Source organism: Pseudochelatococcus contaminans (genome assembly GCF_014195635.1).
Lineage (GTDB): Bacteria > Pseudomonadota > Alphaproteobacteria > Rhizobiales > Beijerinckiaceae > Pseudochelatococcus > Pseudochelatococcus contaminans.
Genome location: NZ_JACICC010000005.1, coordinates 230944 through 243345, shown reverse-complemented (window position 1 = coordinate 243345; position 12402 = coordinate 230944). Strand labels below are relative to the sequence as shown.

The 12402-nt window shown below is 62.2% G+C and carries 12 protein-coding genes; 4 read left to right on the top strand and 8 right to left on the bottom strand.

The annotated features are described in order from the left end of the window. Nucleotides 1–8 precede the first annotated feature (8 nt). The 4 genes from FHS81_RS11665 to FHS81_RS11650 are packed head-to-tail and all read left to right on the top strand — an operon-like array spanning nucleotide 9 to nucleotide 3830. On the top strand, nucleotides 9–959 hold the full coding sequence (locus FHS81_RS11665; RefSeq protein WP_183753171.1) for an ABC transporter permease: 951 nt from the start codon (nucleotides 9–11) through the stop codon (nucleotides 957–959). Then, nucleotides 956–1840 carry an ABC transporter permease gene (locus FHS81_RS11660; protein WP_183753169.1) on the top strand — a complete coding sequence of 295 codons (885 nt, stop codon included), beginning with the start codon at nucleotides 956–958 and terminating at the stop codon, nucleotides 1838–1840. Before FHS81_RS11665 ends, FHS81_RS11660 begins: the two co-directional genes overlap by 4 nt. Further along, nucleotides 1837–2916 (top strand): ABC transporter ATP-binding protein, encoded by a 1080-nt coding sequence (locus tag FHS81_RS11655; RefSeq protein WP_183753167.1) that lies wholly within the window; start codon nucleotides 1837–1839, stop codon nucleotides 2914–2916. The genes FHS81_RS11660 and FHS81_RS11655 overlap by 4 nt, the downstream gene beginning before the upstream one ends. Continuing rightward, nucleotides 2913–3830, top strand: a complete 918-nt coding sequence (locus tag FHS81_RS11650; RefSeq protein ID WP_183753165.1) for an ABC transporter ATP-binding protein — start codon at nucleotides 2913–2915, stop codon at nucleotides 3828–3830. Before FHS81_RS11655 ends, FHS81_RS11650 begins: the two co-directional genes overlap by 4 nt. Nucleotides 3831–3845: 15 nt before the next feature. Here FHS81_RS11650 and FHS81_RS11645 read toward each other — a convergent pair whose 3' ends face one another. The 8 genes from FHS81_RS11645 to FHS81_RS11610 all read right to left on the bottom strand — a co-directional run bounded on the left by FHS81_RS11645 (nucleotide 3846) and on the right by FHS81_RS11610 (nucleotide 12400). After that, a complete protein-coding gene (locus tag FHS81_RS11645) occupies nucleotides 3846–4769 on the bottom strand; it encodes a 2-hydroxyacid dehydrogenase (protein WP_183753163.1) in 924 nt (307 codons plus the stop codon). 42 nt (nucleotides 4770–4811) lie between these two features. Next, a complete protein-coding gene (locus FHS81_RS11640; protein WP_183753161.1) occupies nucleotides 4812–6191 on the bottom strand; it encodes an FAD-binding oxidoreductase in 1380 nt (459 codons plus the stop codon). A 152-nt stretch (nucleotides 6192–6343) separates the two neighbouring features. Continuing rightward, complete coding sequence (locus FHS81_RS11635) at nucleotides 6344–6973, bottom strand: TetR/AcrR family transcriptional regulator (RefSeq protein WP_183753159.1); 630 nt, start codon at nucleotides 6971–6973, stop codon at nucleotides 6344–6346. A gap of 83 nt (nucleotides 6974–7056) precedes the next feature. After that, entirely contained in the window at nucleotides 7057–8166 is a 1110-nt protein-coding gene (locus FHS81_RS11630) for an LLM class flavin-dependent oxidoreductase (protein ID WP_183753157.1), read from the bottom strand. Nucleotides 8167–8193: 27 nt separating this feature from the next. Then, nucleotides 8194–9534, bottom strand: a complete 1341-nt coding sequence (locus tag FHS81_RS11625) for an LLM class flavin-dependent oxidoreductase (protein ID WP_183753155.1) — start codon at nucleotides 9532–9534, stop codon at nucleotides 8194–8196. 12 nt (nucleotides 9535–9546) lie between these two features. After that, entirely contained in the window at nucleotides 9547–10350 is an 804-nt protein-coding gene (locus tag FHS81_RS11620; protein ID WP_183753153.1) for an ABC transporter permease, read from the bottom strand. Next, complete coding sequence (locus tag FHS81_RS11615; RefSeq protein WP_183753151.1) at nucleotides 10347–11339, bottom strand: ABC transporter permease; 993 nt, start codon at nucleotides 11337–11339, stop codon at nucleotides 10347–10349. The genes FHS81_RS11620 and FHS81_RS11615 overlap by 4 nt, the downstream gene beginning before the upstream one ends. Further along, nucleotides 11339–12400 (bottom strand): ABC transporter ATP-binding protein, encoded by a 1062-nt coding sequence (locus FHS81_RS11610; RefSeq protein WP_183753149.1) that lies wholly within the window; start codon nucleotides 12398–12400, stop codon nucleotides 11339–11341. The genes FHS81_RS11615 and FHS81_RS11610 overlap by 1 nt, the downstream gene beginning before the upstream one ends. Nucleotides 12401–12402 lie beyond the last annotated feature (2 nt).

Below are 12402 nucleotides of genomic sequence, written 5' to 3'. Positions count from 1 at the left end.
TTGGCAGCATGGTCAGGCGTTTTGGAGCCCGGCTGATCCAGAGCGTTATACTGCTGTGGATCGTGTCGATCGTCGGGTTTTCCCTGCTCTATCTCACGCCGGGCGGGCCTCTCGCGATGTTCGCGGAAACCCCGGGCATGACGCAGGAAGATGTAGAGAGGCTCGAGCGTCAGCTCGGTCTCGATCAACCCGCGCCGATACAATATCTGCGGTGGGCCGGCGGGCTTGTGGTCGGGGATTGGGGACGTTCCTATCGTGACGATTCACCCGTGCTGGAAGTTATCGGCTCGCGTATCGGTCAGACGTTCAAACTCATGCTGGCCGCGACTGCGGTCGCCATGTCGGTGGGGTTGGCGACGGGTATTCTCGGGGCGGTCCGACAGTACGGACGTTTCGATCGCGTCACGACCATCCTGACGATGATCGCCCTTTCCATTCCCACCTTCTGGTTCGGGCTTCTGGTGATTTACGTGTTCTCGCAGCGTCTGGGATGGATTCCGCCCGGCAATGCCGCGCCGGTAGGGGACGACTCGTGGTTGAGCGCCCTGCACCATCTCATCGGGCCTGCGTTGGTACTGGGCTTGCTGAGCACCGCCGTCTGGAGCCGCTATATGCGCAGCGCCGTTCTGGAGACACTGGCGCAAGATTACATTCGCACAGCGCGGGCGAAGGGCGTCTTGCGCTCGCGGCTTCTCTTCCACCATGTGCTCCGTAATGCCCTCCTGCCGATGATCACGCTGATCGGTCTCGAACTGCCGTCGCTTTTCGGCGGAGCGCTGGTGACCGAGACGGTTTTCACATGGCCGGGCATGGGGCGCCTGTTCTTCGACTCAATTTCCTATCGCGATTATCCGGTCATTCTCGGTATGCTGATTTTCTCCGCTATCCTCGTCATTTCAAGCAACCTGATCGCCGATACGCTCTACGGTGTCGCTGACCCGAGGTTGCGCCGTCGATGAGTGTGGAATCGTTTCCGGCCGCATCCGCCGCTCCGGCACGTGCAAATACGACGGTTTTTCACCGCTTCCTGCGCCGCCGCATGGCGGCGGTCGGTCTGGCGCTGGTCGTGCTGCTGGTGCTGGCGTGTGCGCTTGGCCCGTTTCTGCTGCGTCATGATCCGTTGACCATCAACATGCGCGGCCGGTTTCTGCTGCCCTTCTCGGACGGGCATGTGCTCGGAACGGATGAAATGGGCCGCGATTTGCTGGCGCGTATACTCGATGCGGGGCGCTATTCGCTTCTTATCGGCATTCTGGCCATGTCGATCAGTGTATTTGTGGGCGGCTTTGTCGGTATCGTCGCGGGTTTTTACCGTGGCATACTCGGCCACGGGCTGATGCGCTTCGTGGATGGCATGCTCTGCTTCCCGTCGATCTTCCTGTTGCTGACGTTGGCCGCGCTTACAAGTCCCGGTGTCGTTACAACGACAATCATCATCGGCCTGACCGCATGGATGAGCGTCGCGAGGCTGGTGCATTCCAGTGTGCAGGAGTTATGCCAGCGCGAATTCATCGCCGCCGCACGCGCTCTCGGGTTGCGAGACTGGCGGATCATGATCGGGGAGCTTTTGCCCAATGTCGCCGCGCCGCTATGCGTGGCCGCGACGCTGATCGTGGCACGTGCGATTCTGCTCGAATCTTATGTCAGCTATCTGGGTTACGGTATCCAGCCGCCTGTCGCGAGCTGGGGCAACATGTTGCAGAAAGCGCAACAGTATTTCAACTCGGCGCCTTGGCTCGCCATCCTGCCGGGGTTGATGATCACGATTGCCGTCGCCGGGTTCAACGCCATCGGCGATGGTTTGCGCGACGCCCTCAACCCGCGAGGACGCCCCGGATGACCACGCCTCTTCTCGATGTATCCGACCTGACGGTTCGCTTTTCGCAAGACCGCGGCAAGGTGTATGCGGTCAATGGGGTCAGTTATTCGCTGGCTCGCGGAGAAACCCTTGCTGTCGTGGGAGAGAGCGGCAGCGGCAAGAGCGCACATGTCCTTGCCATGCCTGGCCTCCTTGGCACAGGGCGGTATACCGGTGCGGGTGCCGCCGTCGAGGTTGGTGGCAGCGCCGTTTTCGCGGGCAAGGAACTGATCGGCATGCCGGAAGCAGAATTGCGACGGCTGCGGGGTAGCCGGATCGGCTTCGTGTTTCAGGACCCGATGAGTTCGCTCAATCCGGTCTTGACCGTGGGCGAGCAGATTGCCGAGGCCATTACCAGTCATGGGGTATCGCCCCGGACTGCTGAAGCGCGGGCGCTCGATCTGCTGGATATCGTGGGCATTCCCGAGCCACGCCGGCGGGCCAGGCATTTTCCTCATCAGTTTTCGGGCGGCATGCGCCAGCGCGCGATGATCGCCATCGGTATTGCCTGCGAGCCGGCCCTGCTGATAGCCGATGAACCGACAACGGCTCTCGACGTTCTGGTGCAGGCACAGATCATCGATCTCATGAAGGATCTGCGCCGCCAGCTCGGTATGGCGATGATCTGGATTACCCATGATATGGGTGTGGTGGCGAGCATCGCCGACACTGTGCAGGTGATGTACGGCGGCCGCATCATGGAGCGCGGACCCGTCCGGGCCGTTTTTCACGATACGCGCAGTGCCTATACGTGGGGGCTGCTGAACTCGCTGCCGGATGCAGAGATGCATGCGCCTTCACTGGCGGGACGACGGCCGCGCCTCCGCCAGATTCCCGGCCAGCCGCCGGACATGACGCAGGTGCCGGTGGGCGATCCCTTCGCGCCGCGCAACCGTTTCGCCACGCATCGCTGTCTCTCGGAGACGCCTCCGTTGCAGCAGGTGGCGGATGGTGCTCCGGGTCATCTGGTTGCTGCATGGTATGACCTGCCGCAAGTCCTGCGCGCGGTCGCCCATAGGGATGCATCCCCGCAGGCGCTGACGGAGATGGGAACATGATCCCTTCTGTACAGGGTAATGCGCCCGATCTATTGCGGGTCGAGGGTCTCGTGCGGCACTATCGGGGCGATGCAGGCATATTCAGCCGCCACCGGCATGTGGTACCGGCGGTCGATGATGTCTCTTTCACGATCGGCCGTGGCGAAACGCTGGGGCTCGTCGGTGAATCGGGATCGGGCAAGAGCACAGTCGGCAGGCTGATCATGCGTCTTGATGATGCAGACGCAGGCCGAATCGTCTTCGACGGCAGGGATATCACCGATCTGCGGGGGCAGGGGCTGATCGATCTGCGGCGGCGGTTGCAGGTCGTTTTTCAGGATCCGTATGCTTCGCTGAACCCGCGCCGGCGCGTCGGGGACATTGTCGGCGCAGGGTTGCGCGCCCACGGCGTCGAGACGTCTCAGAGTGGGTTGCGGGATCGTGTCGCGGGCCTGTTCCGCCGCGTGGGGCTGGACCCGGGACAGCTCGACCGTTATCCGCACGAATTCTCGGGCGGCCAGCGGCAACGTATCGGTATTGCGCGGGCACTGTCGCTCGAACCGGAACTGATTGTCGCTGACGAGCCGATTACCGCCCTCGACGTTTCGATCCAGGCGCAGATCATCAATCTGCTTCTCGATCTTCAGGACGAAACGGGATTATCCTACCTTTTCATTGCCCATGATCTCGGCATGGTCCGGCATATCAGCCACCGGGTGGCGGTCATGCGGCGGGGCCGGATCGTTGAATACGGGCCGGTCGGCGCCGTGTTTGACGATGCCCGCCACCCCTATACCCGGGCGCTGATTTCGGCCATTCCGATCCCCGATCCAGACCGCGAGGCGTCGCGTCGCCAGATCGCTGGCGACGATGGAGAGGTGGCTTCGGATGCGAAGCTGCGCGAGGTCGGGAGAGGCCACTGGGTGCTGGCCTGAGAGATCAGGCCGCTATCAGTAGCCACGTGTGCGGTCGATGACGCCGACAGGGTCGAGGCCACTTTCATGGCGGCGGATATTGTCGACGATCCGCTTCGCAGCCGCTCGTGGCTGGGTGACGCTGGCGATATGCGGCGTGAGGATCACCCGTGGGTGGAACCACAGGGGATGATCGGCCGGCAGAGGTTCCGGGTCGGTCACGTCGATAACCGCCGCGGACAGGTGGCCGCTGTCCAGCGCGGTGATCAACGCTTGCTGATCCAGTTGCCTGCCACGCCCGAGCTGCACGAATGATGCACCGGAGGGCAGGCTGGCGAAGAAGGCGGCATCGAGAAAGCCTGTTGTTTCCGGCGTCAACGGGAGAAGGCAAACCGCGATATCCGCGTCGGCGAGAAATTCGTGGAGCTGGTCTTGCCCGTGATAGGTCTTCACGCCCTCAATCGCATGGGCGCTGCGGCTCCAACCGGCAAGGCGGAAGCCGAAGGGCTTCAGGCTTTCCAGTACTGCCTGCCCGAGTTGACCGAGGCCCAGAACGCCAATCTGCCGCTCTTGTGCGAGACGTGGCGGAAGCTCTCGCCATTCGCCGCGCGCCTGTTGCCGAAGATATTGCGGCAAATCGCGATGCAAGGCCAGCACAGCCAGCGTCACGTATTCCTGGATCATACGTGCGATCCCGTCATCGACCATGCGCACGATCCTCGCGGCGGGGGGCAGGGGCACGTCCGCGAACTGATCCGCCCCTGCGCCGGTCGAGAACAACAGTTCCAGCTTCGTATACCGGGTGACGTCAGCCGGGACGGACCACGTGACCAGATAGCGCACCTCGGCAGGGTCTACGCTCTGCGGGTTGCTGACGAAACGCAGATGCGGCAACTCGCTCGCTAATAGACTGGCGTAAATATCCGCGCTGGCTGCAGCTGCGTTGTAGAGAAAAACCATGCGTGGACCTTCGAAATTATGCGGATCTTCAAGACGCGGATGTTACGCGCGGGGCAGGATCTTGCCGGGGTTCATGATATCCAGCGGGTCGATGGTTCGCTTGATGCGTGCCATGAGATCAATAGCATCGCCATGCTCGGCGCGTAGATAGGCCGCCTTGCCGGTTCCGACACCGTGCTCGCCGGTGCAGGTGCCGCCAACCGTGATGGCGCGTTCCACCATATGTTTGTTGATGTCCGCGACCTCCGCCATCTCGACCGCATTGGATGGATCGACGGCGAAAACCACGTGGTAGTTTCCATCGCCGACATGGCCGAGGATGGCCGCCGGCACGCTGCACGTCTCCAGCAGCCCGCGCGTGTAATCGATGCAGCCGCTCAGTTCGGAGATCGGCACGCAGACATCCGAAGACCAACCGCGCGATCCCGGCCGCTGCGCGATCACCGCGTAAAAGGCGTTGTGACGCGCCTTCCAGAGGCGATTCCGCTCCTCTGGCGCGCTGGCCCATTCGAAATCATGACCGCCGTTGTCCCGAACAAGATCCGCCACCGCTTCCACCTGATCGCGCACGCCGGCGGGAGAGCCATGGAACTCGAAGGCGAGGGTGTCGGCGACGGGTAGTGACAGATGGGAAAAGGCGTTGACGGCGGCGATGAGATCGCGATCCATAAGCTCCATACGCGCAACAGGAATACCAAGTTGCGCCACGGCAATTGCCGTGTTCACAGCATCGTCGATACTTCTGAACGAGCAGAGAGCGGCGGCGATGGTTTCCGGAATGCCGTGGATACGCAGGGTAACTTCTGTGATAATGCCGAGAGTGCCTTCCGCCCCGATGAACAGCCGGGTCAGGTCGTAACCCGCCGCGGACTTGCGCGCCCGCCCGCCGGTTTTCACGATGCTGCCATCCGGTAGCACGACAGTAAGCGAGAGGACGTTCTCGCGCATGGTGCCGTAGCGCACAGCGTTGGTGCCCGACGCGCGGGTTGATGCCATGCCGCCGATGGTGGCATTCGCGCCGGGATCGATGGGGAAAAATAATCCCTGATCGCGCAGATGACTGTTGAGTTGCTCACGCGTAACGCCCGCCTGCACGGTACAGTCCAGATCTTCCGCGCTCACTCTCAGCACGTCGTTCATGCGCGACAGGTCCAGCGAAAGACCACCCCTGACAGCGGCAAGGTGGCCTTCCAGCGAGGTGCCGGCGCCAAAGGGAATGATGGGAATGCCATGCGCCGCGCATAACCTGACGATATCCGCAACGTCCGCCGTGTCGCGTGCGAACACGACCGCGTCCGGAAGAGCGACGACATGATGGGATTCGCCACGTCCATGCTGCTCGCGCAATGACAGGGAGGTCGATAGGCGATCTGCGAAACGGGCGCTTAAAACCTCTTGGAACGATGGGTCTGGAGCAGTCATCGATCGATCTTCCACCTTGCGCGTGCCTGTCGGGCAAACATCATCCGATTGACAGGAATTCGCTCATAATCGGAAATATGGAGTGTTGTCGCCCTAGATCGACATGCAGGCGTAGCCAGGCACACACTGACAGCCGCTCTCGCCAGGTCTTTTCAGCGGCTGTACGTTACCCGGCGGGGGTTTGCTTGTGGGTCGCCTGGATCTTGTTGCCGGGTGGTCGCGAAGTCGAAAACCGCCAGCGCACAGTCTTTGGCCACAAGAACAGCGCGCGGATCGCTGCTGACGGCCACGGTTGCCAGAGCGCCTTCGTAGAGCAAGGCTATATGTGCCGCCGACTGGCCGGAAGGCGCGCCGCCTCGCGCCATGACAGCGCCGATAATGGCGCGTATGGCGGCCTTGTGCTCGCGCGCCACCCTGACCACTTGCTCGGAGTCACGATGCTCCGCCACCGCCAGCGAAAAAGCGCAGCCGCGAAAGTCAGGACTGTCTGCTTTCTTGTAAAGCATATCGAAAATGGCGGCTATCTGCTTGCGAGGATCAGCAATGGTACGCAAAACTTCATCGAATGATTGAATGACGCGCTCATGGCGCTCGTTCAGATAGGTGGCGACAAGTTCATTCTTCGATGGGAAATGCCGGTAAAGTGTTGCCTTGGCTATGTTTGCTTCATCGATAATGCGATCGATACCAACGGCTCGAATGCCCTCTCTGTAAAAAAGGTCGGCGGCGACGTTCAAAATCTCTTCGCGTATGGGCGTTTTCTTGTGAATAGTCAAAGCCATTTCCCGGTGATACCAGCGCGGACCTCATCAGGACCACTCTATCTGGAAGTTATTATATTCTGAAGCGCGAAAAAACACCCTGTTCAGGAAAAATCGGGGTTGTCGCCCGCGCGGGCGGTCGTCGCCGCGCCTTCCTGCCTGCCCAGTTCCTGACGAACGAGCGGGATGACATATCGTCCGTAATCGATGGCGTCGTTGAGGTTGTCATACCCACGGATGGATATCAGCGACGCTCCGAGATCGACATATTTCAGGATCGCGCGTGCAACGGTTTCCGGGCTGCCGACGAGGGCCGCCGACGCCGCAGTCGCGCCGGTGACGGCGGCGGGTGCGAGCCACAGGGCCTCGTCATGCACGTCGCTGCGTGCGGCCAGGCCGAGCAGGCGTTGCGAGCCGGCGTTCTGCGGAGCCGCCAGACCGGCCGGCGGTGAGCGCCGTTCCTTCAGCAAATCGAGAATGCGGTCTGCCTTGGCCCATGCCAGTTCGTCGGTTTCCGCGACGATCGGCCGGAAACTCAGCCAGATGCGTGGGCGATCCGTGCGGCCGGCGCGCGCGGCTTCAGCATAGATGTTGTCGATCTGCTGCCCGGTTTCTTTCAGCGGTTCGCCCCAAAGTCCGAAGATATCTGCCTGTGAGCCGCCAACACGGTAAGCGGCGGCAGACGATCCGCCCAGGGAAACCGGGATGGCGCTCTGGACGGGTCGGACACTGTTCGAGAAGCCCTTGAAAGTGTAGTAGCGGCCTTCGAAATTAAACGCCTCCGGGGATGCCCATGCGCGGCGCAGAATCTGGATATATTCCTCAAGGCGGGCATAACGCTCGTCCTTTGGCAGGAAATCACCTTCCTTTGCCTGATCGGCGTCGCTGCCGCCGGCGATCAGGTGAACGACGACGCGGCCCTCGCTCAGCCGGTCGAGGGTGGCGAGCGCCTTCGCGGCGACCGTCGGATAAATCGTGTTCGGCCGCAATGCGATGACGATCTTGATGCTGCGGGTATGCGCCGCCACGGTTGCCCCAATGGTCAGGGGATCGAACGACCATGTGTCGTAGGGCAGCAGCGTGTAGTTGAAGCCGAAATCCTCCAGCGTGCGCGCATACCGTGCCACGTAGCGCGGATCGACCTGCGCATCGGCCAGCGGCGCGACGACTGTCGAGGAATTGGTGTAGGTGACGCTGATAAAATCGACGGACATGGCCGTTTCCCTTGTTCGATGATGCCGTCAGCCGCGCGCGGCGGTATAGCGATTTGCCGGCACGTCCAGCCCGAGGTTGGCGCGCAGTGTCGTTCCTTCATAGGCGGTACGGAACAGGCCGCGCCTTTGCAGTTCCGGGATCACGAGGTCCACGAACAACTCCAGTCCGCCGGGGAAGAAGGGCGGCATCAGGTTGAAACCGTCGGCGCCGCGCGCCTCGAACCACTCCTGCAACACATCCGCGATCTCGGTTGGAGAACCCACGAGAATATGGTGTCCGCGCGCGGCGGCGGCCCGCAGGGCGAGCTGACGCAATGTCAGGTTTTCGCGTTCGGCCATGTCGCGCAGCAACTCGGCGCGGCTGACGGTGCCGGTGGTCGGCGGCAATGCGGGCAGGGGGGCGTCAAGCGGATAGCCGGAGACATCGTGTCCCAGTTCGCCCGACAGCACGGCAAGCGCCAGCGGCAGATCAATGTTGCCCTGTAATTTTTCGAAAAGCTCCTGCGCTTCCTCGCGCGTGCGGCCGATAATGGGCATGACGCCCGGCATGACGAGCAGGCGCTCCGGGTCGCGACCCAACTCTGCTGTGCGGCGCTTGATCTTGTCGTAGAACTCCCGCGCTTCTGGCAAGGTCGGCTGGGCGGTGAAAATCACCTCCGCCGCGCGCGCGCCCAGCGTGATGCCATCCTCCGACGAGCCGGCCTGGACGAGCACAGGGTGCCCTTGCGGCGAGCGGTCGACGTTCAGCGGGCCGCGCACGGAAAAATGTTTGCCGGCATGGTCCAGCACATGCAGCCGTGACGGATCGACATAAGTGCCGGTGGTCTTGTCACGTGGGAAAGCGCCTTCCTCCCAGCTATCCCATAGCCCTTTGACAACCTCTACGAATTCCTCCGCCCGTTCATAGCGGTCATGAACCCCGGGACGCTCTACCAGACCAAAGTTGAGAGCTGCCGAGCCGCTGGACGAGGTCACGATGTTCCAGCCTGCGCGCCCGCCGCTGAGATGATCGAGAGAGGCGAACAGTCGTGCAGTGTTGAAGGGATCGCCGTAGGTTGTCGATGCCGTGGCGACGAGGCCGATGTTGCGCGTGGTGGCCGCAAGGGCGGACAGGAACGTGAGCGGCTCGAAACGGGTGATGAGGGAGGGCGAGCTTGCGGCCGACGTGGAAAGCGAGTCTCCCAGAAAGAGCATGTCGAGCAGGCCACGCTCCGCGATCTGCGCAATCTGCCGGCCAAGAGCCAGGTTCTCGCCGGGGCGCGCCGCCTCTGGCAAACGCCAGCCGCCGATATGGTGACCGGCGATCTGGATGAAAAGCCCCAGCCGCAGCTTGCCGGTGCGGGGGACGGTGGGCGATGCCTCAGTCATGCGGGATGCCTTTCATTTTTTCTTGCGCAGCAGCCAGGCGAGCGCGATCACCCCGAGGGTCGCCAGGATCATCAACACGGCGAGCGCACTGATAGCAGGGCTGATACCGAGCCGGACCTTGCCGTAAAGCACCGTCGTCAGGGTTTTGTCGGACAGGATGGCGAAAGTCGTGGCGTTGTAGTTCTCGACGGACGACAGGAAAGCGATAAAAGCCGCGGCGGCGATTGCCGGCGCCATATGCGGCAGCAACACATGGAAGAAACTCTGCGTCGGGCTGGCGCCCAGATCGCGGGCGGCCTCCTCCAATGCCAGGTCCAGACGGTCGAGCCGGGCGGTGAAAATCAGCATACAATAGGCGGCGATGAAGCTCGTCTGCGCGAAGACGGTCAGCACGATGCCGTCATAGAAGAAGCCGAGGCCGCTCGCGCGGGTGAAGTCGCGCCAGAAAATCACAGTGCCGATACCGATGACGACACCCGGCGTCAGGATTGGCGCGATGAGCACGACATAAAGCCAGCGCCGCAGACTGCCCGTGACCTGTTGCAGCAGCAGCGCCCCGGCAAAACCGAGCGGCAACGCCAGCAACACCGTCAGGATGCCGATCTTTATCGACGTCGACAGCCCTTCCATGAGTTGCCGGTCGTCGGCAATTGCCGCGAACCATTCCAGCGTCGGCCCTTCGAAAGGGATGAGCCGGGGATAAGCGGACGTGTTGAACGCCGTGCCGCTCATGATGAGAAGCGGCAGCAGCATGACGGCGAAGAAAACCACCGTGTAGAGCAGAAAGGCCAGCCGGCCGATGCGCGCCGCCGTCATCGCACGACATCCCTCAGTCCGACGCGGAAGATGCGTTGCACCGTCAGCACGACGACGATGCACGTCAGCAGCAGCATCACCGCATAAGCCGCGCCCTGGGGCCAGTCGTAGCTTTCGAAAAATCGGTCGTAGACAATGGGTGTGAACCAGAGCGTGCGCGTGCCGCCGAGGATCTGCGGAATGGCGAGCGAGCCGGCGCAGAGCATGAATACCATCGTGGCGCCCGAGGCGATGCCGGCCTTGGCAGCGGGCATGACCACAAACAGGTGAATGTGCCACCACGGCGCACCAAGATCACGCGCGGCCTCGATCTGCTCGTGCGGAAGACTTCGCAGGGCGCTGTAGAGCGGGAAAAACATGAACAGCAGATATGCATAGACGAGGCCCGTGTAGAGCGGCACCTCGATGTTGAAGAAATCCACGGGCTGGCTGATCAAGCCGCTTTCCAACAGAAGACGGTTGATGAGGCCTTGATCCGTGAACAGGATGCGGAAGGCAAAAGCCCGCAGGATTTCGTTGATCCAATAGGGCACGATCAGCAGCGCCAGCGCGAGCCGAAGTCTGCGCTCACCGGCGAACTGGGCAAGATGGAACGCAATCGGATAGCAGATGGCGAAACACGCCAGCACCACGAACACCGAACCTGCAAGCGTGACGGCAAGCGCCCTGAGTTGCAGCAGGTTCCACGATTGCCCGTCCGGGCCAATCCAGAGCGAACGATAATTCTGGAATGTCAGCACATCCTGCGGGCCACCGAGTTGCGATCGTGGCAGGTTGAAGCGGAACGACAGATCCAGCATGAATATCTGTGGCGCGACGATGAGCACAATGGTCCAGAAGACAACCGCGCCAACCACAAAAAGGCCAACCGGCAAGCCGTTGCGCCGCAGGAAGGAACGCACGTGCCGTGCCGCCGCCAGCGTGCAGGCGACGAGGACGACAATCAGTGCAGCCGTGATGAGGTAACGCGGGGTGAGGAAGGGTGTCATCAGTCCGCCAGGATTATCGCGTCGCCAGCGCCGAAGGAGAAGGAGACAGGTTGCCCTCGCTCCGGGATCGCCCCCGTGTCCGGCGGTAGCAGCGCAGTCAATGCGTGCCCCTCGTTGACGAGGAAGGAGAGATGGCCGAAATTGCCCTCATAGATGAAAGTATCGGCCTGCCCGGAGACATGGTTTTCGCCGCCTGTTCCGCTTTTCAGCGCCTCGGGGCGCACGAAGATCGCGGCTTTATCTCCAATCGCGAGCCCGGCGGGGTTGAGACCTGCAAGGTTGCCGAGCGGCGTTTCCAGCACCGCGCTGCCGTTAAAGGTGCGCAGCACGCGGCCGGGTACGCGGTTCGTCTCGCCGACAAACCCCGCCACGAACGCCGTTTCCGGACGCGTGTAGATTCCACGTGCTTCTCCGATCTGCTCGATACGACCCGCGTTCATCACCGCGATACGGTCAGACATGGCAAGCGCCTCGCCCTGATCGTGGGTGATGTAGATGAACGTCGTTCCGACACGGCGCTGGATGGCGCGCAGCTCCGCGCGCATATGCTGGCGCAGTTTCAGATCAAGCGCCGAAAGCGGCTCGTCCAGCAGCAGCACGGTCGGCTCCACGGCAAGCGCGCGGGCAATCGCGACCCGCTGACGCTGGCCGCCGGAAATCTCGTTCACGCCCTTGCGGCCATGATCCTCCAGCGCCACGAGTTGAAGCAACTCATCGACGCGGCGATTGCGTTCCGCCTTGCCGACGCCCCGGACCCTGAGACCATAGCCGATGTTATCCGCCACGCTCATGGTGGGGAACAGGGCAAGGCTTTGGAACACGAGCGCCGTCGGACGCCTGTTGGCGCCGACGCCGCGCATCGACTGGCCGCCGATGCGGATTTCTCCTGCGGACGGCTCGATAAACCCGGCAATCGCCCGCAGGATGGTGGTCTTGCCGCAACCGGACGGACCCAGCAGCGTGAAGAACTCACCCTGCTGGATGTCGAAGGACACGTCCGTTACGGCAGTGGAGTCGCCGTAACGGATCGTGAGGTTTTCAATGGAGACGCTGACTGCCATCG